The organism is Kitasatospora sp. NPDC058170, assembly GCF_042883905.1.
Taxonomy (GTDB): domain Bacteria; phylum Actinomycetota; class Actinomycetes; order Streptomycetales; family Streptomycetaceae; genus Kitasatospora.
In genome coordinates, this window is the sequence record NZ_JBHVUV010000007.1 from 204810 (window position 1) to 227205 (window position 22396).

At 73.2% G+C, this 22396-nt stretch carries 12 protein-coding genes; 9 read left to right on the plus strand and 3 right to left on the minus strand.

The window, feature by feature from the left end; all coding sequences use genetic code 11:
- Nucleotides 1–51: 51 nt before the first annotated feature.
- Nucleotides 52–1530, minus strand: a complete 1479-nt coding sequence (locus ACFVVX_RS10710; RefSeq protein WP_387943711.1) for an amidohydrolase family protein — start codon at nucleotides 1528–1530, stop codon at nucleotides 52–54.
- Between the two features lie 115 nt (nucleotides 1531–1645).
- Here ACFVVX_RS10710 and ACFVVX_RS10715 point away from each other — a divergent pair, with 115 nt between their 5' ends.
- From ACFVVX_RS10715 to ACFVVX_RS10725, 3 genes are all read left to right on the plus strand, one after another.
- Complete coding sequence (locus tag ACFVVX_RS10715; RefSeq protein WP_387943713.1) at nucleotides 1646–2476, plus strand: helix-turn-helix domain-containing protein; 831 nt, start codon at nucleotides 1646–1648, stop codon at nucleotides 2474–2476.
- 226 nt (nucleotides 2477–2702) lie between these two features.
- Entirely contained in the window at nucleotides 2703–8627 is a 5925-nt protein-coding gene (locus tag ACFVVX_RS10720; RefSeq protein ID WP_387943797.1) for an RICIN domain-containing protein, read from the plus strand.
- Between the two features lie 328 nt (nucleotides 8628–8955).
- Nucleotides 8956–10893 (plus strand): protein kinase, encoded by a 1938-nt coding sequence (locus ACFVVX_RS10725; RefSeq protein ID WP_387943715.1) that lies wholly within the window; start codon nucleotides 8956–8958, stop codon nucleotides 10891–10893.
- A 67-nt stretch (nucleotides 10894–10960) separates the two neighbouring features.
- Here the strand turns inward: ACFVVX_RS10725 and ACFVVX_RS10730 are convergent, their stop codons facing one another.
- Complete coding sequence (locus tag ACFVVX_RS10730) at nucleotides 10961–13975, minus strand: BTAD domain-containing putative transcriptional regulator (RefSeq protein WP_387943717.1); 3015 nt, start codon at nucleotides 13973–13975, stop codon at nucleotides 10961–10963.
- A gap of 312 nt (nucleotides 13976–14287) precedes the next feature.
- Here ACFVVX_RS10730 and ACFVVX_RS10735 point away from each other — a divergent pair, with 312 nt between their 5' ends.
- From ACFVVX_RS10735 to ACFVVX_RS10755, 5 genes are all read left to right on the plus strand, one after another.
- A complete protein-coding gene (locus ACFVVX_RS10735) occupies nucleotides 14288–15478 on the plus strand; it encodes a hypothetical protein (protein WP_387943719.1) in 1191 nt (396 codons plus the stop codon).
- 16 nt (nucleotides 15479–15494) lie between these two features.
- A complete protein-coding gene (locus ACFVVX_RS10740; RefSeq protein WP_387943721.1) occupies nucleotides 15495–16535 on the plus strand; it encodes a hypothetical protein in 1041 nt (346 codons plus the stop codon).
- A 25-nt stretch (nucleotides 16536–16560) separates the two neighbouring features.
- Complete coding sequence (locus ACFVVX_RS10745) at nucleotides 16561–17670, plus strand: hypothetical protein (protein ID WP_387943723.1); 1110 nt, start codon at nucleotides 16561–16563, stop codon at nucleotides 17668–17670.
- A 58-nt stretch (nucleotides 17671–17728) separates the two neighbouring features.
- Nucleotides 17729–18403: a hypothetical protein gene (locus tag ACFVVX_RS10750; protein WP_387943725.1), complete on the plus strand. Its 675-nt coding sequence runs from the start codon at nucleotides 17729–17731 to the stop codon at nucleotides 18401–18403.
- Between the two features lie 232 nt (nucleotides 18404–18635).
- Nucleotides 18636–19391 (plus strand): DUF6083 domain-containing protein, encoded by a 756-nt coding sequence (locus ACFVVX_RS10755; protein WP_387943727.1) that lies wholly within the window; start codon nucleotides 18636–18638, stop codon nucleotides 19389–19391.
- Nucleotides 19392–19433: 42 nt separating this feature from the next.
- On the opposite strand, the gene ACFVVX_RS10760 is transcribed toward ACFVVX_RS10755, so the two are convergent.
- On the minus strand, nucleotides 19434–20444 hold the full coding sequence (locus tag ACFVVX_RS10760) for a LacI family DNA-binding transcriptional regulator (RefSeq protein WP_387943729.1): 1011 nt from the start codon (nucleotides 20442–20444) through the stop codon (nucleotides 19434–19436).
- 180 nt (nucleotides 20445–20624) lie between these two features.
- On the opposite strand from ACFVVX_RS10760, the gene ACFVVX_RS10765 reads away from it, so the two are divergent.
- Complete coding sequence (locus tag ACFVVX_RS10765; RefSeq protein ID WP_387943731.1) at nucleotides 20625–22352, plus strand: glycoside hydrolase family 36 protein; 1728 nt, start codon at nucleotides 20625–20627, stop codon at nucleotides 22350–22352.
- The last annotated feature ends 44 nt before the right edge of the window (nucleotides 22353–22396 follow it).

Here is a 22396-nt window from a genome sequence, read left to right on the forward strand (position 1 = left end):
CACGCGCGGTGCGCGTCCCGCCCGCGGCGCTGGGGCCGGGGCCGTTCGGCGTCAGCCGGTGCGGGGGTGGCGTGCCGCCGGGCGCCGGGCCGCGCGGAGGATGCGGTCGCGGGAGGCGGCGGCCTCGGCGCGCAGCGTGGGCAGGTCGACGTCGAGAACGCGGCCCGCCCATTTGCGGACCTGACCGCCGATGAGGACGGTGTCGATGTTGCGGGCGTCGCTGCCCAGGACGACGGTGCCGGTGGCGTCGTTGAGCGGCAGGTTGTTGATCTCGTCGGTGGTGATCACCAGCAGGTCGGCCTGCTTGCCCGGCGCCAGTGATCCGGTGACCCCGGCCAGGCCGCAGGCCTGCGCGCCGTGCAGGGTGGCGAAGCCCAGGACGTCGTGGGTGTCGATCCGGGCCGGCTCGCGGTCGGTGCCGTAGGCCCCGTTGACCGCCCGCATCCGCTGGACGGTGTGCAGGGCCCGCATCTGGGTGAACATGTCTCCGGCCAGGGCGACTTCGACGTCGATGCCCAGGCCCGGACGCACACCGACCGCCAGTGCCTCGTCGATGGCGGGTACGGCGCTCTCCAGCCCGATCTGGGCGTCCGAGGTGGGTGCGAGGGATACCGTGGTGCCGCTGCCCGCGATGGCGCGCCACGCGTCGGGGCTCAGCGCGGTGGCGTGGATCAGGGTCAGGTGCTCGCCGAGCAGCCCCTGCCGTTCCCAGTCGAGGATCGCCGCCGAGGACGCTTCGCCGAAGACCGCGTCCACGCTCACGCCGATGCCCAGCTCCTGTGCGGTGCGGGCGAGTTCAGGCCCGTAGGCGAGGGCCGGTCCCGCTATCCGGTCGGTGGCGAGGGCGGCGAGGCGCACGGTCGTCAGGCGGTCGGTGTACTGCGCGTGCAGGCGGGTCAGGTCGGCGGGCCACTGCCCGTCCCAGGCGCCGAAGTGCGGGCCCATCGCGGCGTGGACACCTCGGATGCCGCTGTCGACCAGCGCCCGGACGGCGGCATCGGAGTGTTCGGCGCTGCGTGAGTTGTGGGAGAAGTCCAGCATCGTGGTGATGCCTGCGTCGACGGCCGCCAGTGCGGCCAGCCTGGTGCCGATGTACATGTCGCGGGGCCGGTAGGCCGGGGCGTACTCGGCGAGCGTGGTGGAGACGTAGCCGGCCAGGTCGTTCACGTCGGGCATGGTCCGGCGCAACTGGGCCTGCCAGGCGTGCCGGTGGGTGTCCACGAAGCCGGGGGTGAGGATGGTCCCGGCGGCGTCGACCACGATCGCGTCCGTCGCGGCCCCGTGGGCGCGGAGGTCGGGGCCGACGGCGGTGACGGTGCTGCCGGTCACGAGCAGGTCGCCGACGTCGAGGGTGCCCAGGGCGGGGTCCATGGTGAGGACGGTGGCGCCGGTGAACAGGATGCGGCGCCCAGGGTCGCCGGCGGTTCGGAGCAGCTGCTCCAGGAGGGGGCGGCGTGCGGTGTCGGTGGGGCGGTGGACGGCGTGCGTGGCGGACTGTCCGACGTACGGGTGGAACTGATCGCTGCTCATGACGACCCAACCTGGCACCTGCCCGGGGAGGGTTCCAGGCCGCGCTGTTCCTGGGTGTGTTGCACCGTGGATCAGGGCTACGGTCCGGCGGCTCACGGACCCTAGGCTCAGGAGCATGCGCACTGACGAGTCCCTGTCGCGTGGCAATCCCCTCGGGGAGTACCTGCGTGCCCGCCGTGAACAGCTGCCACCCGAGCTCGCGGGTGTCACCGCCGCCGGCTACCGGAGGGTCCCCGGTCTTCGCCGGGAGGAGGTCGCCCTGCTCGCCGGGGTGAGCACCGACTACTACACGCGCCTGGAGCAGGGGCGCGAGCGCAATCCCTCCCGGCAGATGGTGCACGCCGTCGCCCGCGCGCTCCAGCTGGACGAGGAGGCGGTGGTGCACCTGGTCCACCTGACTGCTCCGCCCGGTCCCCGCCGTCGCAGGAAGGGCCCGGAGCGGGTCCCGCCCGCGGTTCGGGAGCTGCTGGGAGCCCTGGCCACGCCCGGCCTGGTGCTCGGCCGCTCGCTGGACGTCCTGGCGCTCAACCCGTTGGCCGATGCCCTCTACGCGGCGTTCACACGGACGGACAACCTGCTGCGGATGACGTTCCTCGACCCGGCCGCACGGTCGTTCCACCGCGACTGGGACGAGGCGGCCCGCGCCTCGGTCGCCGCTCTGCGCAGTGCCGCGGGCCGGGACCGCGAGGACCGGGGGCTGACCGAACTCGTCGGCGAACTCTCCCTCAGGAGCCCCGAGTTCAGAGTGCTGTGGGCCCGGCACGAGGTGCACGGCAAGTCGGGTGGTTCGAAGAAGTTCCGCCACCCGCAGATCGGCGACCTCGATCTGCGCTACGAGACGTTCACCGTCAACAGCGCCCCGGAGCAGCAGCTGGTGGTGTACCAGGCCGCCCCCGACCCCGGGTCCGCGGAGGGCCTGGCCCTGCTCCGTGCCCTGGCGTCCTGATGTGGCGGCCCGGCGCCCGGGCTGGACCGGGGTGCGGCGCCGGCCCTGTTGACAGGGCGTATACGCGTTGTTGATCACCTCTGCCTACGTTCGTGCGAGCCCGCGGCCGTCTCGGCCCCGGGCTGGTCAGAACGTTGATGTGAAGGTGAGGTTTCCGACGCCCATGCGCCGGGATTTCTTCGGTTCCAGACTCCGGTCCCTGGTGGCCGTGACGATCGCGGGGGTGATGACGCTCCCTCTGCTGGGCGCCGTCGCACCGGCCGCGCAGGCGGCGACCCAGGCGCCGCCGTTCCTGCATCCGTGCTTCGACACGAGCACGAAGCTGCCCCAGTTCGTCTACCGCGGGGTGGGGCTGAACCTGCGGAGCGACAGGGGTGACGGTCCTGACGAAGGCTGGCCGGCCGAAGGGGTCGACCCGGAGACGGTGTTCCGTGACGGGTTCACCGCGAAGGGCGTGGCGGCGGAGGGCGCGCCGGACTTCTCGGTGCCCCGCCACATCGGCGGCGACGCGGCAACCGGGCACAGCACCGCCAAGTCCGGCTATGTGAGCACGACGTCCGACATGAGGGTGGCGAGGCGTTTCGCCGCCGTGCACAGCGGATTCTCCCGGGTCGGCACCGACGAGGGGCCCGGCGTGGCGGAGAAGACGGGCTGGGTCTACGTCATACGCCCTGACAAGCGCTTCTTCGACATTTCCTCGCAGTACCAGAACCTTCCCCAGAATGCTGTGGGGGAGTTCGAATGGGCCGCGGTCGGACGGATACCGGGCAGTTTCATCGTGTCCGCGACGAAGGTGACCCAGAAGTTCGTTCGTGCGGCCAACGGTATGGAGGCATCTGGGGAGATGCGGCTGCTGGAGACCGTTCCGAACAGGAACGCGGCCGATCCGCCCCGGGACTCCATGCCGGACCTGCTGCAGTACGGCTGGGGCCCGCAGGCGGGGGTCGTGGTCATCGCACCCCAGGCGGCGGACCGGGAGGCGTGCCTCAGAAGGCCCCCGACCGAGGAACCGCGCTGTCCGGTGAATCCCACCACCACCACGGCGGCGGCGGTCGTGCCGGCCGGCCTGCGGTCGCTCGCGCTGGCCGGTGCCACCGGCACGGCGCCGCGGACGGCCTCGGCGGAACCGGTGCCCGGTGACGGCACGGCTCCCGGCGCCGCGCCCGGCACCCCCGGCGGCGGCCCGCGGCCGTTGGACGGCGCGACGTACCGGCTGACCGCCTCGGCCTCGGCCTACAGCCCGGTCTTCGACCTGGACGTGCGCGGCGGCGTGGCGTCGAACGGCACGGCGGTCCAGGCCTACCCGCGCAACTGCACCGCCTCGCAGAACTGGCGGCTGCGCGAGGTGTCGACCGATCGGTTCGTGCTGGAGAGCGCGCTCGCCCAGGGCCTCGTCCTGCGGCAGGACCCCTCCAGCCACAACACCTCGGTGTCGTCCGTGCAGAACGACGCCGCGGGCAGGCCGAACGGCAGCGCCGACCAGCAGTGGACGTTCAAGGCGGCCGGCGACGGCGCGTTCAGCCTCGTCAGTGCGGCCGACCAGCAGTGCCTGACCACGGCGGGGCAGGAGTCCGCCGGACTGGGCGTCAGGCCGTGCGACGGCGGCAGCGCGCAGACCTGGAAGCTGTCGGTGCCCTGCGTCCCCGCGGACCCGGTCGTTCCGGGCGCGGCTCGCACCGTGCCCGGTTACCAGGGACTGCCGTGGCCGACCGTCAAGGGCCACCCCGAGCTGACCTGGCCCGCGCTTCCCGGTGCGCCGGGAATCCCGTGGCCGTCGGTGCCGGGCTACCCGGACGTGCCGATGCCGGGGCGGCCCGATCTGCCGGCGGTGGCCTGGCCGGGAGCACCCAAGCTGCCCCCGTCGCCCTGGCCGGAGCGGCCGGGAGGCGGCGAGTGGCCGGCCGTCCACGGCTTCCCGAACCTGCCCTGGCCGGTGATGCCCGGCACCAAGGACGTGCCCTGGCCGATCCTGCCCTCGCCGTCCGCTCCGGGAGCCGACACCGGAAGCGACGTGGTCGTCCCCGGGGGGCACCGGCCCGCCACACCGGGTGTCGCCGGTCATCCCGAGCTGAAGTGGCCGACCGTTCCCGGGTACCCGGACGTGAAGTGGCCTGCGGTGCCCGGCTCTCCGGACGTCCCGTGGCCGGGTCACCCGGACATGCCCGCCATCTCCTGGCCGGGTGCGCCGAACCTGCCGGCGGGCAGTTGGCCGTCGCTGCCCGGCTTCCCGTCCTGGACCTGGCCGTCCGTCCCGGGCTTCCCCGGTGTGCCGTGGCCGGCCCTCCCCGGCCTGCCGTCCACGCCGTGGCCCGCGGTCTCGGGCTTCCCCAACCTGCCGACCAAGCCGATCCCGCAGGATCCGGCACCCGGGCGGTGCGACAACCCGGTTGACCCCGGTACCGGTACGCCCGACCCCGACCCCGGCGGGACCACCCCCGACCCCAACACCCCCGATCCCAGCACCGGTGGCAACCCCGACCCCAGCACCGGGACCCCCGGCGGCCCCGTCCCCTCGCTTCCCGGCATCGGGCTGCCGAGCTTCCCCTGGTTCCCCGCCCTGCCGGTGTGGGGCACCGGTCCGGGTAGCGGCCCGGGCTCAGGCCCGGGCTCAGGTCCGGGCAGCGGGCCGCGGCCGGATCCTGCGGCGGGCATCGGCATCGCCTCGGCGGCCGACGCCCAGCTGGTGCCCGACGTGCGCGGCAGCGTGCCCGCCGTGGGCACGCCCGTGCAGGCGTGGCAGCCCAACGGGACCGACGCCCAGCGGTGGGCGTTCTGGGACCGCGGCAACGGGAACTGGCTGATCGAGACCAGGCTCACCTACGGCGGCAGCCGTCCGGAGGAGCGGATGGTTCTCGGGCACGACGCCGGCACCCACCGGACCGCGCTCCAGACCGCGGCGTCCGGCCGGCCGGGCCTCCAGTGGAAGTTCGCCGACGCCGACAACGGCTGGTCGACCGTCGTCAACGGCGACGGCGGCGGCTGCCTGACCTCCGCGGCCGAGGGGCAGCCGCTGACCGTCGGCACCTGTGACGGCTCCGACCGCCAGAAGTGGCGGCTCACCGGCCCGACCGGTAGCGGCAGTGACGGTGGCGGTGGTGGCGGTGACAAGGGCGCGGTTCCCGTCCACTCGGCGTTCCCCGGCAAGTGCCTGGACGTCACCGGCGGGAACACCGCCAACAGCACCCCGGTCCAGCTGTACGACTGCAACGGCACCGCCGCCCAGCAGTGGACCCCGTCCGCGAGCAGCGGCGTGTTCGTCCTGAAGACGTTCGGCAAGTGCCTGGACGTGGCCGGGGGCGCCACCGGGCGCGGTACCCGGGTGGGCCTGTACGACTGCAACGGCACCGCCGCGCAGAACTGGCAGCAGGGCAAGGACAGTTCGCTGGTCAACCCGGCCTCGGGCAAGTGCCTGGACGTGACCGGCGGCAACGCCGTGAACGGCACCGCCCTGCAGATCTGGGACTGCAACGCCAGCGACTCGCAGCGCTGGGGCCTGGGCGCGGTCCCGGCCCGCGCGGTGCCGCCGCAGCCGCCGGTGACGAAGCCGGGCACCGGAACGGTGGTCAACCCCGGGATCGGCACCGGGCAGGTCTCCACCCTCGTCTCCGGGAACAACGGGATGGTGGTGGACCTGGACGGCGCGAACACCGGCTCGGGCACGTCGGTCAAGGCGCTCGGCCCGAACGGCAGTGACGCCCAGCGCTGGGCCTTCTGGAGCACCGCGAACGGCCGGTGGATCCTGGAGACGCTGTTGACCGACGGGAAGGCGGCGGCCGGTCAGGGCATGGTCATGGACCACGACCCGGGCAACCACCGCACCCATCTGATCCGCACCATGGACGGCAACGCCAACCAGCACTGGGCGTTCCGGGACGCGGGAGGCGGCTGGTTCTGGATCACCAGCGACACCGACAACAACTGCCTGACCGCCACCAACCCCGGTGAAGCCCTCGCCGTCAGCCCCTGCGACGGCTCCGACCGCCAGAAGTGGCGCCTCGGTGACGTCTCCGACGGTCCCAACCCGCCCGGCCAGCCGGGTCAGCCCGACCGGCCGAACCCGGGCGCCGCGCCCGTCGTCAACCCAGGAGTCCGCAACAACCAGGTGGCGACGCTCCGTTCGGCGAACAACGGGATGGTGGCGGACCTGGACCGCTCGAACACCGGCTCGGGCACGTCGATCAAGGCGCTCGCTCCGAACGGCAGCGACGCCCAGCGCTGGGCCTTCTGGGACGCGGGCAACGGCCGGTGGATCCTGGAGACGCTGTTGACCGACGGGAGGACGGCGGCCGGTCAGGGCATGGTCATGGACCACGACCCGGGCAACCACCGCACCCATCTGATCCGCACCATGGACGGCAACGCCAACCAGCACTGGGCGTTCCACGACGCGAGCAACGGCTGGTTCTGGATCACCAGCGACACCGACAACAACTGCCTCACCGCCACCAACCCGGGCGAGGCGCTCGCGGTGGGCCCGTGCGACGGCAGCGACCGGCAGCGGTGGCGGCTCGACGGGCTCGCCCAGGGCCCGAACCCGCCCAACCCGGCCACGGGAGCGGTGCTCAACCCCGGGGTCGCGGACAACCGCGTCGCCACCCTGCTGTCCGCGAACAACGGGATGGTCGCGGACCTCGACGGCGGGGTGGCGAACTCCGGCACGTCGATCAAGGCCCTCGGTCCGAACGGCAGTGACGCCCAGCGGTGGGCTTTCTGGAGCACCGCGAACGGCCGGTGGATCCTGGAGACGCTGTTGACCGACGGGAAGGCGGCGGCCGGTCAGGGCATGGTCATGGACCACGACCCGGGCAACCACCGCACCCATCTGATCCGCACCATGGACGGCAACGCCAACCAGCACTGGGCGTTCCGGGACGCGGGAGGCGGCTGGTTCTGGATCACCAGCGACACCGACAACAACTGCCTGACCGCCAACAACCCCGGTGAAGCCCTCGCCGTCAGCCCCTGCGACGGCAGCAACCGGCAGAAGTGGCGGCTGGGCAACGTCGCGAACGGCCCGACCGCACCGCAGCAGCCCCAACCCCAGCCCCAGCCGCAACCCCAGCCGGGCACGACCACCGGCCCGATCGTCCGGCCGAACGTCGGCAACAGCCAGGTCGCGACCCTGCGGTCGAACAACAACGGCCTGGTCGCCGACCTCGACACCGGCAGCACCGCCTCGGGCACCTCGATCAAGGCGCTGGGCGGCAACGGCAACCCCGCCCAGCGGTGGGCGTTCTGGGACGCCGGCAACGGTCACTGGATCGTCGAGACCCTGCTCACGGACGGCAAGGCCGCCCCGGGCCAGGGCATGGTCATGGACCACGACCCCGGCAGTCACCGCACCCACCTGATCCAGAACCAGGGGGGCAACGCCAACCAGCGGTGGACGTTCAACGACGCCGGGAACGGCTGGTACCGGCTGGTCAGCGACACCGACGGCGGCTGCCTGACCGCGAACAACGCCGGTGAGCAGCTCGGTGTCTGGCGCTGCGACGGCTCCGACAAGCAGCGCTGGCGGCTGGACAACGTCCAGGCCGGCCCGACCCCGGGCGCCGGCTCCGGCTCCGGCTCCGGCTCCGGCGGTGGCAACACCGGTGGTGGCGGCGGCCCGCAGCCGGACACCTGCGGGAGCCAGCCACCGGGCGCCGAGCAGCGGGGCGGCTGGATGTGGAAGGGCTGGAACCTCTGCCGCGGCAACGCGATCACCAGCGGCAGCGCCGACCAGTCGACCACCCTGCGGATGAAGGACGACGGCACGCTGGAACTGGTCTACAGCTGGGCCAGCGACTGGACCGGCCAGACGAGTTCGGTCGTGGAGTGGACGGCACCGAACAGCACCGGGTGCGGACGGCGGGCCACCATGCAGACCGACGGCAACTTCGTCGTCTACGGCGACGGCAACAGGGTCTGCTGGGCCACCGGCACCCTGGGCCGCACCGGAGCCTGGCTGGAGGTCAACCAGTCCGGCACCCTGACGATCTGGTGGGTCGACGACAGTACCCTGGCGGCGGCCGGCATACCGGTCAACCTCGCGCAGGCCACGCTCGACTTCGTCCTGGCCCTGATCAATTCCATCCCGCGGCTCCAGTGGCAGCAGGGAGTCCAGCACCGGACCCCGACGCCGAACTGCCAGAAGATCCACTGCACCTGAGGTCCTGACCGGTGGACAGGACCTGATCCCCTCGGGAGGCCACCTCCCCGAGGAGTGACCGCACGACCCAGGGCCGGGTGGTCCGACGTACTCGTCGGACCACCCGGCCCTTTTCCGGAACCGGGAGGAGCCGTGGGAGCCGTGGGAGCCGAGGGAGCCGTGTGAGGGGCGGGAATGGCCCGGTTCTGGCGCGATTCATATGATGGCAAGTCAGTAGTTATTTGTCGGTGCCATGATCTTCGGAGCGCGCCCCGGACCAGGGCGTGCCCAGGAAACCGGGCCGGTCCGCGGATTCGCTCCGGTCCTCGGGCTTGATTCAGGGAGAACAATGCGTGGCACCGTGCTCGCCGACCGCTACCGGCTGGTCGACTGGCTGGGCGGCGGGTCGATGGGCGACGTGTGGCTCGCCGAGGACGAGGTCCTGGGCCGCCGGGTGGCGGTCAAGGTGGTGAAGCCGGCCCTGCTGGACGAGGCCGGCTTCGCCGAGCGCTTCCACGCCGAGGCCCGCGTCATGGCGCAGCTGCGGCACCCGGGCATCGTCGGCGTCTACGACTACGGGCACAGCCCCGCGGACGGGCGGCGCTCGGTCGGCTACCTGGTGATGGAGCTGATCGACGGGGAGCCGCTGAGCGCGGTGCTGGAACGCCGCGGCGCCCTGCCGGTGGCGGAGACCCTCCGGACGGCGCTCCAGGTGCTGGAGGCGTTGGAGGCCGCGCACGCGTCGGGGGTGGTCCACCGGGACATCAAGCCGGCCAACCTGATGGTCCGCGCCGACCGGACGGTGATCGCGGACTTCGGCATCGCCCGGCCCGGGTGCGACGCCCGGCTGACCGTCCCGGGGATGGTGCTCGGCACCGCCGCCTACCAGGCGCCGGAACAGGCCTCCACCGGGACCGTCACCGCCTCGGCGGACCTCTACGCACTCGGCGTCGTCCTCTACGAATGCCTCGCCGGGCGGCTGCCCTTCGACGGGGAGACCGCCCTGGAGGTGATCCTCAAGCACCTGACGGAGCCCGTGCCGCCGCTTCCCGAGGGCGTGCCCGCACCGGTGTGGGCGCTGGTCGAGCGGGCGATGGCCAAGGAACCCGGCGGGCGCTGGTCCGACGCGGCGGCGATGGCCGCGGCGGTGCGGGAGGCCCTCGTGCAGGTGGGGGAGGAGGCGCCGCCGGCTCCGGTCCGGCCCCGGCCGACCGCCGGACGCGCACCGCGGGCCGCCGGACGCGCAGCGCGGGCCGGGTTCCGCCTGCGCGGGCTGGTCGGGGTGACGGTGCTGTCGCTGCTCTGCGTGGGCGGGGCCGCCGGAGCGACGGTGATCCCCTCCGACCAGGGCGGCACGCCGGACGGCGTCGTCGTCGCCGCGGGGCCGCCGACGGCCGACCTCGCGGGGCCGGGCGCTCCCGTGCCGGTGGCAGCCGACCGCCCGCTCGCCGGAGAGCAGCCCGCCCAGGCGGCGGTTCCGGCGCCGCCGGCCGGACCGGGAGCGGGCGAGAGTCCCGCAGCCGGTGCCGGGCCCGAGCCGGTCGCCGACCTGACCTCCGCCGCGACCGTCCGGCCGGGTGCGGCCGATGCCTCCTCCGTCGCGACCCCCGGAGGTCAGAACCCCGCCGCGTCCGCGTCGACCCCGGCTGCGGCCGATCCGGTCTCCGTCGTGCCCACCGGCGGTCAGAACCCCGCCGGACCCGGGCCGACCCCGGCCCCGCCGGTCGGGCCGGGTCCGGCCGATCCTTCGTCCATCGCGACCGCCGGCGGCCAGAACCCCGCCGCGCCCGCGCCGACCTCCACCGCCCCGACCCAGCCCACCACCCGTGAACCGGTGCCGCCGACGGCGTCCGCGACGCCGCCGCAGCCCACGCAGCAGCCGAAGCCGCAGCTGCCCGCCATGGTGCAGATCATCGGCACCGGAGGCGCGCTGGACAACTCCAACTCCACCGACAAGGACGGCAACCTGGTCGGCACCTACCTCATCAACGGCACGCTGGCGCAGACGTGGCGGCTGGACAAGGTCGCCGAGGGGAAGTACTACCTGCGCAACGGCTCCAGCAACTTCACCAAGGTGCTGGATCTGGACTGGCGCAGCGGGAGCGTGCAGATCTGGACGAACCCGCCGGTCGTCGAGAACCAGGTCTGGTCCTTCGTGCCGGTCCCGGGCGGCTACCAGATCGTCAACTCCTACACCAGGGAGTGCCTGACGTCCGACGGAATCGCCCGGTGGGCCAGGGTGTCGGCCTGCTCGACCGCGGAGAACCAGGTGTGGACGGTGTCCTGAGCCGTCGGGCCGGCTGCCCCGGTCACCCCGGCTGCCCGGGTCACGCCGGTCACCCCGGCTGTCCGGCTCACCCCGGCAGCCAGGACGGCCACTGGCGGCGGGGCCGGTCGGCGGGCCGGCCGAGGCCGATCAGGGCGGGCAGCCGGTCGGCTTCGGGGGAGCCGATGGACGCCAGGATGTCGTAGGCCTCCGACCGGCAGGCCCGGGCCGCGTCCTGGGTGGCGTCGCGGTCGGCGAGCGCGTCACCGAGCGCCGCCAGGGCCAGTCCCCGTCCCCGGCGGTCGCCGTCGAGCGTCAGCACCTCGACCGCCCGGTCGGCCGCCTCCACCGCCTCCTCGCCGCGGCCGAGGGCGCGCAGCGACTCGGTGAGCCGCAGGAGCGTCCGGCCCGTCCGGCGCCGGTCGTCCGGCCGCAGCAGGGCGAGGGCGCCGCGGTGGTGGCGCAGGGCCTGCTCGAACTCGCCGCGGTCGTGGGCGATCGTCCCCAAGGAGTCGAGGGCGAGCGCCTGGAGCTCGTGGTCGGCGAGCTGGTGGCAGATCAGCAGGGACTGGTCGACGACGCGGACCGCCGCCTCGAACCGGTCGAGCTCGATCAACGCGCCGGCCAGGTTGAGCAGTTCGCCTGCCACCGAGCGCCGGTCGCCGAGCCGTTCCCAGACCGAGATCGCCGCCGTGAAGCCGTCGACCGCGTCGCCCGGCCGGCCGACCTGGCGGAACAGGGCGGCCAGCGAGGCGTGGGCCAGGGCGAGCAGCGGCCCCGGCAGGTCGTGGGCGGTGCACAGGTCGCGGGCCCTGAGCAGCTCGCCGAGGGCCGCGGGTTCGGAGCCGACCTCGGTCAGCAGCCGTCCGAGCACCAGCCGGGCCCGGGCCTCGGCCGTGCGGTCGTCCTGCCGGACGGCGGCCTGGAGCAGGACCTTGGCGGCGTGCCCCAGCGGCCGGGTGGCCTGGCCGGTCTCGCACAACAGGCTGCACCCGAGCAGCAGTTCGGCCGCCAGGTCGAGCCGGGTCGGCGTGGGGAGCCCGGCGTACTGGCCGACCAGGGCGCCGGTGCCCTGGTACTCGCCGCGGCCGCGGGCCACCGTGCGGGAGTCGGGAGCGTGCGGCGCACCGGCGCCGGGCAGGGCCGCGCGGGTGGCGGACGGGCCGAGGGCCGCGACGGTCTCGGCGTGTCGCAGGACCAGCAGGCGGGTGAGGACGGCGGCCGGGTGGTCCGCCTCGGCCTCGGTGTTCGTGCCTGCCTCGGTGCCCGCCTCGGTGCCTGCCTCGGTTTCCGTGCTCGGGCCCGTGCCCGAGTCCGAGTCCGAGTCCGGGGTGAGTCGTTGGGCGAAGGCACGCAGCAGGTCGTGGTACCGGTAGCCGTCCGGTGGCGCGGTCTCCAGCATCGAGCAGTCGACCAGCGACTCGGCCAGTTCCTCGGCCTCGTGCTCGGGCAGGGCCAGCACCGCCGCGACCGCACCCGGCGACAGGTCCGGCACGTCCGGCACCGCCAACAGGCGGAAGGCCCGGGCCTGGTCGGGCGTCAGCTGGTCGTAGCCGAAGCGGAACGCCGACTCGACGGCGAGGTCCCCGGTGCGCAGCACGTCCAGTCGGCGACGATTCTCGGACAGCTTGTCGAGCAGCCGGGCCATCGTCCACCCCGGCCGGCAGGCCAGGCGGGCGGCGAGGATGCGCACGGCCAGCGGGAGGTGGCCGCACAGCCGGACGAGCTCCCCGGCCGCGTCCTCCTCGGCCCGCAGCCGCTGCCCGCCGACCACCTGGCCGAGCAGGCCGAGGGCCTCCTCCGGGGCGAAGGCCGGCAGCACGACGACGTGCGCGTTGGGAAGCGAACCGAGGGTGGCCCGGCTGGTGACGAGCACGGCGCAGCCGGGCCGGCCGGGCAGCAGCGGCCTGATCTGTTCGGCGTCCCGGGCGTTGTCGAGGACCACCAGCACGCGTCGGCCGGAGAGCAGCGAGCGGAACTGGGCGGAGCGTTCGGCGAGCCCGGCGGGCAGCGCGTCCGCCGGCACGCCGAGGGCGCGGAGGAAGGCGCTCAGCACCTCCTCGGGCAGGGTCGGGCGGCCGTCGGCGCCGTGCAGGTCGGCGTAGAGCTGGCCGTCGGGGAAGTCGGCGGCCAGCCCGTGCGCGACATGGACGACCAGGGCCGTCTTGCCCACGCCGCCCAGGCCCGACACGGTCGCCACGGGCACGGCGTCGGGGGCGAGCAGGACGGTCCGCAGCGCCTCGGTCTGTGCCTCGCGGCCGGTGAAGTCGGCGAGGTCGGCCGGGACCTGGGTCGGCCGCACCGGTGCCTGGTGCGGCAGGCGGGCCGCGGCGGTGGCGGGCCGGGGCGGTGCGGTCGCCACGAGGGCGGCGTCGGCCACCAGGATCCGGCGCTGCAGCTCGCGCAGACCCGGCCCGGCGGCGACGCCGAGCTGGGCCCGCAGCCGCCGGTCGGTCGCGCGGTACACGCTGAGGGCCTCGGCCTGCCGGCCGGTCCGGTAGAGGGCGAGCATCAGCAGCTCGGAGAACCGTTCCCGGTGCGGGTGTTCGGCGGTGACCGCGGTCAGTTCGGCGACGGCCTCGCCGGACGGCCCGGCCTCGACCTCGGCCTCCAGGCACGACTCCAGGACGGTCACCCGGCGTTCGGTCCACTCGCCGCGCTGCCGCTCCACGTAGGGGCCGGAGAGCCCGGCCACCGGCTCGCCCTGCCAGAGGGCCAGCGCCGAGCGGAGGGCGGCGGCGGCGCCGGCGCTGTCCCCGCCGCCGCGGAGCTCCTTCGCCGTACCGACGAGCTCCTCGCAGCGGTGGATGTCCAGCCCCCCGGGATCCACGGTGAGCAGGTAGCCCCCGCCGACCGAGGCCAGCGCGGCGGGCCCGAGGACGCGGCGCAGGCGGTGGACGTACGTCCGGATCGCGGCCGTGGCCTTGGCGGGCGGTTCCTCGCCCCACAGGTCGTCGACGAGTTGACCGGCCGACACGGGGTGGTTGGCGCGCAGCAGCAGCGAGACCAGAAGGCTCCGCTGCTGCGGTGACCCGAGCGCGAGCTCGCCGCCGTCCCGCCACCCCCGTACCGGTCCCAGTACCGCGAACCGCAACCCACCCACCGGCCGTCCCCCTCCGCCCGCAAAAACCCCCGGGCGCATGATACCGACCCATCGCCCCTGGCCAGAGCATGCTTCTCGGTCAAGGACGGGGTGGTTCCCGGGGCCGGGATCCGCCGGTCGGCGAGGTGTGTCGGCCCGGCGCGCGGGGACAGGACGCGGGACAAGGCGCGGGGACAGGGACAGAGTGCAGGACAGCGTGCAGGACAGAGTGCAGGGACAGGGCGCGGAGGACGGCTCAAGTCGCCGCCGAGGCCTGCCGATGACTGGCGGTGGACAACAGATCCGCATACGAATGACGAAGGAGTGGGCCGCATGGGCGCGATTCCCTGGGGTGACTGGATCTACCACCTCCCCCACCGCCGCGACGAGGTCAACCGGCTGCACCGGGCGGCACTCGACGCGCAGGAGACGATCCTGAAGGACGGCATCACCGCCGACGTCCGGGTCACGAACTACAAGCGGATGGTGTCCGTCAACCTGCTGCTGATGATGACCATCACCGAGGCGCACCTGAACGAGGAGGACTACCTGAAGTACCGCGAGACCGTCAAGGCGCTGGAGGAGCCGGCCAACGGGGCACTGCCCGCCGAGATCATCTCCTACCTCGCCGAGCTCGGTATCGGGAACTACGCACTCAAGGCGATGGGCCGGGCCGGGACGGCCTTCGTCGAGGCGCTTCCCCCGGGAGTCCGCAAGGGGATCGCCCGGGTGGCGAAGGGGATCGTCAAGCCGGAGGCGACCATGCTCGATGCCGCGGGCCGCTCGGGCGTCTCGACCTCCGAGGACTCCGGCACCCGCATCGACCCGGAGAGCCCGGGCGGCACCACCAGGCTTCCCGAGGGCGAGAGCGCGCCGCCGATCGGCGAGGAGACCGCGGAGATCACCGAGGCCTCGGTCGGCCGCGAGGTCGAGGGCAAGGCCGCCGTCGAGGCCATGGGCCGGGCCAGCATCAGCGAGTGGGTCGGCATCGGTATCGGCCTCGCCGTCGCGGTGGGCATCGACGTCATCTGCGGAGCGATCTCCGGCGCCACGGAGCGGGACCAGCTGGACAAGGAGATCGACGCCCTCCAGAAGGCCACCGACAAGATGACGCAGGGCACCACGACCCTGACCACGAAGATCGCGCAGGCCGAGGGGCAGATCGTGGTCGAGCAGAAGCGCCTGCGCGATTTCGTGAACGGCATGGTGGAGATCTTCGGAACCAGGCCGGACTACCCCCAGCCGCCGCGGGTCGGCTACGGCTACCAACCGGAGTGGTACGCCTACGGCCTGGCCACCACCAACCACTACCTGATCTTCAGTGACATGAAGGCCAAGCGCCACAACTACATGCTCCGCAATCCCAAGGCCACCCAGCAGCAGTTCCTCGACTGGTACCTCCAGGGCGCATCGACCCAGATCACGCAGGAGAAGCTGGACGCGTACGCCAAGCTGCTCGTCGAGGTGTCGAAGCGGGCCTACTCCACGGACCCGCAGAAGCCCGTCGCCGCCCTCGGCCGCTGAGAGGGTGAGAACGCCGATGACCACCACCACGAGCCCGCTTCCCGCACGACCCGCCCCGACGGTCCGCCCGGACGAGGTCGCCACCCGGCTGACCTACCTCGAACGGGTCCTGGCGGCCCGCGCCGCACCCCTGATCGGCGCGCTGGACACGCTGCGGTACCTGATCGCCGTCGAGATGCTGGCCCGCCTCGGCGAAGCGGCACTGACCGCCGGACCGAAGCCCTACCGGTCCTTCCACGACAAACTCCACTCGGGCCGCTACGCGGCCGCCGCCGGCGGCCCACGGCCCGGATCGCTGCCCGCGTCGGCCTCCGCGCTCTACCTGCACGCGCGCCTGCCCGCGGTGTACACCGCGACCCCCTGGTGGTTCGGCGCCATCGCCCAGGACCTCCTCGGCGGCGAGGAGTCCTGCGCCGACCTGCTCGCCGCCGCCAGGCAGGAAGGGCTGTCCTGGACCGCGGAAGGGCCGCCGGTGCCGCTGCGGGCCGCGGACCTCGGTCCGGAGGTCGCCCCTGAGGAGATCGAGGCCCGTCTGCGCAAGGCCGGCGCCTCGACACTGGCCCGGACCGCCGCGCTGCTCCCGGGAGTCCTCGGCCTGCCCGAGCTGCGTCGCCGTTGGCACCGCGACCCGGGGCAGTGGCCGGACCTCTCTGGGCTGATGGATCGTCAGGCCGCCACCGCCGAGCGGTTGCTCGCCGCGATGGAGGCTGCGCTGCCCGGGGTCGACGACGCCGCCCTCCGCCGCCAACGGGCCTGCCACGAGGCGATGATCCGGGTGCTGGGCCCGCACAGGGCCATGCTCCCCGCCCTGGCGCAGGCGATCGACCACACCCCGCCGGCCGAGGACCTGGCGGGCCTCCCGAAGGTGCTCGGGCTCCTCATGGTCGCGGCGCCCGTCCTCGCCCTCCCGGTCCGCATCCGCGATGAGCTGACCACCCACCCGCGCGGAGACACGGCCGCCATCGAGGACTGGAAGACCAGGGCCGCCGTCGAGGGCTTCTCGCGCGAGTGGACCACGGCCTGCCTGGCCCGCGTCCTCGGCTCGGCCGGCTCCTGAACCCCCTGCGAAAGAAGGTGAGTCCATGTCGGGAATGCCCAGCTTCCACTTCCCCGGCGACGCCGAGGTGAAGCGCCAGACGGTGGAGTCGGCGATCGCCGAAGGCGTCTACCACGTCAGCGAGTTGCACGCCCGCGCGGTCGCCCTGCACTCCTCCGCGGTGCTGCTGAACAACCGGATCGCCACCCAGGTCGACGCCCTGCGCGCACAGCGGGCCGACTACCGCACGCTCGCCGCGGCCGTCGCCACGCTCGCCGTCATCGCCGAGGTCGCCAACGACTCCGACCAGGACCTCGTCACCCTGCTCGCCGCCGCGAACGCCGAGTACCCGGACCCGGAAGGCCGCCCGAAGGGCACCCTTCCGCTGGACATCACCCAGGCGCTCAACGGCTACGGCGGGGGCATGATCCTCGGCCAACTGGTGATCAAACTGGGGCAGCTGACCAAGGCGGGCCTGCTCGGGTTCGCCCGCAGGCTCGCCCCCGAGGCCCTGGAGGAACTGCCCGCGGCCCTGGAGGACCTCGGGGTCGCGCTGGCCGAACCCACCGCCGAGGAGGCCGTCGGCGACGTCGCGGCCGCGTTCGGCGAAGGAGCGATGGAGGCCCTGTCCGGAGCCAGTGTCGCGGCGGCCGGCGTGGGCTTCCTCATCACCGCCGGAGTGGAGATCGGCCTGGGCTGGGCCAGTGCGGAGAAGGACGCCGAACGCCTCCAGAAGGCCATCGACGCCTACCAGTCGAACATCGACAAGCTGACGACGTACTCCCGGGTGGTCACGGCCAAGTACAACCAGACCTACGCCGCGACCCGTGACGCCCAGCGGCGCGTCAACAGCATCCTGACCGCACTCGCGGGCGTGTTCGGCCCGCTCGACCCGCCGGTTCCGCAAGCCGATCCCGACCCGACCCGGATCACCGAGACCGTTCGGGTCGTCCGCCGGGGCCTGCGCCAGTACGGGCTCTACGCCGAGGTGCGCATGCAGTGGCAGAAGTGGCGGCGCAACCACCCGGACGACACCGGCCCGGCCTTCGTCGCCTGGTGGATCGACGCAGCTCGGGAGGGCACCACCGCCGCACAGATCCAGGCCTGCGTGGACATCCTGCGCAAGAACTCCGAGAGCTTCGCCAAAGCAGGCTGACGCGCCCGACCGTACCGACACGACCAGTCGAACCCCCCACCCCCGGAAGGAATCCCCGATGACCACCGATATCGCCAGAGCACAGGAGTCGGCCTTCACGGCGTCCCTGGACGCCATCCTCGCCCACCACAGGGCGTTCATGACCCACGCCACCCTCATCAGCGACACCGGTCCCACCGCGGTCGGCGCGTTCGTCAACCACTCCGTGATCTACCCGCTCCCGAACTCCAACGCCCCCGTCATCGGCCTGAACCGCCAGTTCCCCGATGCCCCGGACAGGATGCGGAGGATCTGGGGAGAACTGCTGGAACAACTCAACGTCCTGCAGCGGAAGACCTCCGACAACGCCCAGGAGACCACCAGGCAATTCGGCAAGGACGGCGACCAGACCGCCTGGCGGAGGTCGATGGGTGACCTGAAGCGAGAACTGGCGGAACGGGCCGACCGCACGATCGGCGACTCCTGCGGCGCCGCGCAGAAGCTCGCCCGCGACAACCCCAAGTGGGGCGACTACATCCTCTCCTGGGCCGCGACGGTGGTGAACTTCGCCACCAACGTCCTGGCGGCGGCCATCAACCTCCTCACCTACGCGGTCAACAGCGGTGCGAAGCAGCCCGATCGCACGGTGCAGACGATCGAGGGGTTCTTCGTGCACTCCTGTGCCAACGTCGACCACTGGGTCTTCAGCCACCTCGTGGTCATCGAGCGGCCGGAGTCCGTCGCGGTCTCCTGACGGAGCTGACGGGGCCGGGGTCCGCCGCCCCTTTCCGGCTCACCGGCCGGAAAGGGGCGCACCTGCGGCGGCCCCCGGGCGCCGGTCGCGCTCCCGACATTCGGGGCGGTGGTTCCTGCTGCCCGGCCGCTGTTCACGAGCCTCCGGAAGGGCCGCCCGGTTGTCAGTGGGGGTGCTTAGCCTGGCGTGATACCGGACATTTGACGAGCCGTCAAAACAAGGGGGCGTCGGAATGGCAGGCGGCGATGGCGGTGGTGAGGACCGTAGGCGGAGCCTGGAGGTCTGGGCCGGTGCGATCGGCCGGCCGGTGGGGGAGGGCTATTCTCCGTACTCGCGGTGCAGGGAGTGCCTGACCGCGGTCGAGTGGAGGATGTCCACCGGGGGCCGGTGGATCCCGTTGCAGCCCAAGGACCTGCCCGGTCACCGCGTGCCGGCCAGGGTCGCCTGGCACGAGGACGATGCGGGCCTGGTGAGGCCGGGTCGGAGGGCGGGCCGGTGCAGGGTGATCCACTACGCGGTCTGCCCCGCGCGGGTCGGCGCCCTGGAGCCCGAACTGGACGAGGTGCGGCGGATGCTCGGGGTCCGGGGCCGCGGCTACCGGATCGCCACGGGTGAGGACACGCCGCTGCACCTCGTCCCCAACGAGTACGGCATCTCCCCGGCGGCGGAGCGGGAGGGCGTGCTGTACACCGAGGGCGAGGTCGACGATCGCGTCGGCACGCCCGTGGAGGTGTCGCGCTGGGACGAATGGCTCCGGGTCCGGACCGCCGCCCCGGACGAGCTGACCACCCCGGTCTACGTGGAGCTCAACCGCATGGGCGAGCGGGCCGACGGCACCTGGCTGGTGCCCCGCACTCCGGTGAACGAGGGGCGGTTGCGACGGCTCGCCACCCGGAACGGCTGGAGCTGGACGGACCTCCCCGGTGCCGGGCCGGACTCGCCCGCCGTTGCACCGCCCGTGCCGCGCCCCCGGACCGGAGACGGCTGACCGGGGGCGCGGCGCGGGCGTGCGACGGCGGGGTGTCGTCGGTCAGGTGGAGGCCCGGACGACGAGCTCGGGGCGGACGAGGGCGTGGGCCGCCGGCCGGGCCGGGTCGGCGAGTTGGGCGACGACCTGTTCCACCGAGCGGGCGCCCAGGAGGTTCTTGTCGATGTGGAGCGTGGTCAGCGGCGGACTGGTGATCTCGGAGATGGTGAGGCCGTCGCAGCCGACGACGGCGCAGTCCTGCGGGGCGGTCAGGTTCCGGCGTTCGAGTTCGAGGAGCGCGCCGACGGCCATGACGTCGTTGTAGGTGATGACGGCGGTGGTGTCGGGGTGGGCGTCGAGCAGGCGGCCCATGGCCTCCTGCCCGCCCGGGATCGAGTTGCCCGCGCCGACGATCCGGGTGGCCCGGTCCCCGGGGGCGAGGGGCGCCGCGAGCTCGCCGAAGAGGAGGCCGCGCGGACTCCGGGGCCTGTCCTTGCCCAGGTCGAGCATGCCGATCCGGGTGTGTCCGCGGGCGGTGAGGTGCGCCAGGGTCTGCGCGGCGCCGTCCCGGAAGTCGATGTCGACGCGGTTGAAGGGCCCGGTCCCCGGGGGCAGTTCGGCCTCCCAGCCGAAGACGGAGAACGGTATGCCCAGCTGCTGGGCCTTGGCGAGGGCGGCGGGGTGGTGGAGGTAGCCGACGAAGCCGTCGGTCTGCCGGTCGATGAGGTCGAGGGCGGCGAGCTCGCCGTCCTCGGTCGCCCGGCTCGCGACCATGACGACGTGCGCGCCCGCCGCCTCGGCCGAGTGCATGACGCCGTCGGCGACCTCGGGGAAGAACGGGTTGGTGAGGTTGGGAAGGATCATGCCCAGCGTGAGCGTGTCGCGGCGCATCATGCCGCGGGCGAAGCGGTTCGGCCGGTAGTCGAGCGCGCGGGCGGCCTCCAGGACGCGTTCCCTGGTCCGGGGGTCGATTTCGCCCTTGCCGTTGATGGCGCGGGAGACCGTCTGCCGGGAGACTCCCGCGACCCGCGCGACGTCCTCGATGGTGGGTCGTTTGGCGGGCGACGGGGACATTCGAGCTCTCCTCCGGGAGGTCGGTTTCGCCGCGATTGCCGCAGCGTCGGACAGTTTATCCGTGCCCTCACCGGTGGGTTTACCGGCGTGAAATAGAGCCTTGACTTTGCTCGCGGTGATCGACGAGCATGACCCGTGACAGCTCACGTGAGCGCTCACGGGACGAGGGATTGGAGCCGCATGGCCGAGGTGTGGGAACCGTACGCCCCAGCTGTCGCCGACGTGCCGCACGAGATCCGGGTGGGGGATCTGGACCTGCGGATCATCGGAACCGAGTCCGGGCCCACGGACCTGGGGAACGGCGTGCTCGAACTGGAGGTCCGCGGCGAGGGGGAGGTCCGGGTCGAGTGGCGGATCCCCTGCACCGGGGCCACCGCCTACTGGACGCCGACGAACAACGACGCCTACTGGCTGCCCACGGCCTGGGCGGCGCCGACACCGGTGTCCTTCGTCCGGGGTGCGCCGATCGCGGCCCTGATCGGGCAGGACGACCGGGCCCTGTGCGCGTTCGCGGCGCTGCAGGACGAGGCCGTGATCGGCAGCGGAGTGGTCGAGGCGACCGGGGACTTCCGCTTCTGGGTCAAGTCCGACAGGGTGCTGCGGCTGCGGATCGACCGCTCCGGCCGGCACTTCGCCCGCTGCCTCCAGGACCTGGTGGGCTGGTGGCCGGGGAGCGACCGACGGGTACCGGACGTCGCCCGGATGCCGGTCTACTCGACCTGGTACGCGTTGATGCAGGACGTCTCACCCGAGCGGATCGAGCGGCAGGCGGCCCTCGCCAAGAGGATCGGCTGCGACAGCATCATCGTCGACGACGGGTGGATGACCACCGACCGCGCCCGCGCCTTCGGGCACTGCGGTGACTGGGAGCCGCTGTCCCTGCCGGAGACCGCCGAGCACGTCGCGCGGGTCCGCTCGCTGGGCATGGCGTACCTGCTCTGGTACGGCCTGCCGCTGGTCGGGCAGGAGAGCGCGGTCTGGGAGAAGTTCCAGCCCTACGCGCTGCAGCGGGTCGAGCCCTTGCGCGCGATCGTGGTCGACCCGCGTTACCCGCTGGTCCGCGACCACCTGGTGGCGACGACCGTCCGGGCGATCGCCGAGTGGGGGATGGACGGGTTCAAGTTCGACTTCCTGGAGCGGTTCACGTCCGTCGGCGCCCCGCCCGCGGGCCCCGAGGCGGACTTCGCCGACGTCGGCGAGGCGGTGGCCGAACTGCTCCGGGAGATCGTGGCGCAGGCGTCCGACGTCCGGCCGTCCGTGCTGCTGGAAAGCCGCCAGCCCTACGTCGGACACGGCTTCTGGCCGTACGCCACCATGGTGCGGGCCGTCGACTGCCCGCTGTCCACGGCCCAGAACCGCCGGCGCACCATCGACCTGCGGCTGACGGCCGGTCCGATCGCCGTACACGCGGACATGGTCATGTGGCACCCGCAGGAGAGCGCCGAGCAGATCGCCGCGCAGCTGATCAGCATCCTGTTCTCGGTGCCGCAGGTCTCCGTCGACCTGGCGGAGCAGACGCCGGAGCAGATCGAGGCGCTCTCCTTCTGGCTGGGCTTCTTCCGGAGGTACGCGGACGTCCTCCAGCTGGGCGAGTTCGTGCCGTGCCGCCCCGAACTCGGCTACCCGGTGGTCCGGGCCGGGGACGGCCGGACGGTGGTGGTCGCCCGCTACTCGCCGGTGGTCGTGGACGTGCCGGTGGCGGGCTGGTCGGAGTTCCTGCTGGCCAACGCCGACGCCGACGACCGGGTGACGCTCTCCGGCGGCCCGTGCCGAAACGTTTCGGCGACCGTCCGGAACGCGCGGGGGCACGTGCTCTGGGAGGGGCCGCTCGAACTGGGCCGGGGCACCGTCGTGGTGCAGGTGCCGACGGGAGGCCTGGTCTCGCTGGCCGACGCCGCCGCGGCCTGACCGGGGCGCGGGTCCGGCCCCGGCACAGGCCCCGGACCCGCGAC

What these genes read in the sequence shown, in the direction of transcription:
- ACFVVX_RS10710 (WP_387943711.1), bottom strand. Translation starts at nt 1,530, where the DNA reads ATGAGCAGCGATCAGTTCCACCCGTACGTCGGACAGTCCGCCACGCAC.
- ACFVVX_RS10715 (WP_387943713.1), top strand. Translation starts at nt 1,646, where the DNA reads ATGCGCACTGACGAGTCCCTGTCGCGTGGCAATCCCCTCGGGGAGTAC.
- ACFVVX_RS10720 (WP_387943797.1), top strand. Translation starts at nt 2,703, where the DNA reads ATGACGCTCCCTCTGCTGGGCGCCGTCGCACCGGCCGCGCAGGCGGCG.
- ACFVVX_RS10725 (WP_387943715.1), top strand. Translation starts at nt 8,956, where the DNA reads ATGCGTGGCACCGTGCTCGCCGACCGCTACCGGCTGGTCGACTGGCTG.
- ACFVVX_RS10735 (WP_387943719.1), top strand. Translation starts at nt 14,288, where the DNA reads ATGGGCGCGATTCCCTGGGGTGACTGGATCTACCACCTCCCCCACCGC.
- ACFVVX_RS10740 (WP_387943721.1), top strand. Translation starts at nt 15,495, where the DNA reads ATGACCACCACCACGAGCCCGCTTCCCGCACGACCCGCCCCGACGGTC.
- ACFVVX_RS10745 (WP_387943723.1), top strand. Translation starts at nt 16,561, where the DNA reads ATGTCGGGAATGCCCAGCTTCCACTTCCCCGGCGACGCCGAGGTGAAG.
- ACFVVX_RS10750 (WP_387943725.1), top strand. Translation starts at nt 17,729, where the DNA reads ATGACCACCGATATCGCCAGAGCACAGGAGTCGGCCTTCACGGCGTCC.
- ACFVVX_RS10755 (WP_387943727.1), top strand. Translation starts at nt 18,636, where the DNA reads ATGGCAGGCGGCGATGGCGGTGGTGAGGACCGTAGGCGGAGCCTGGAG.
- ACFVVX_RS10760 (WP_387943729.1), bottom strand. Translation starts at nt 20,444, where the DNA reads ATGTCCCCGTCGCCCGCCAAACGACCCACCATCGAGGACGTCGCGCGG.
- ACFVVX_RS10765 (WP_387943731.1), top strand. Translation starts at nt 20,625, where the DNA reads ATGGCCGAGGTGTGGGAACCGTACGCCCCAGCTGTCGCCGACGTGCCG.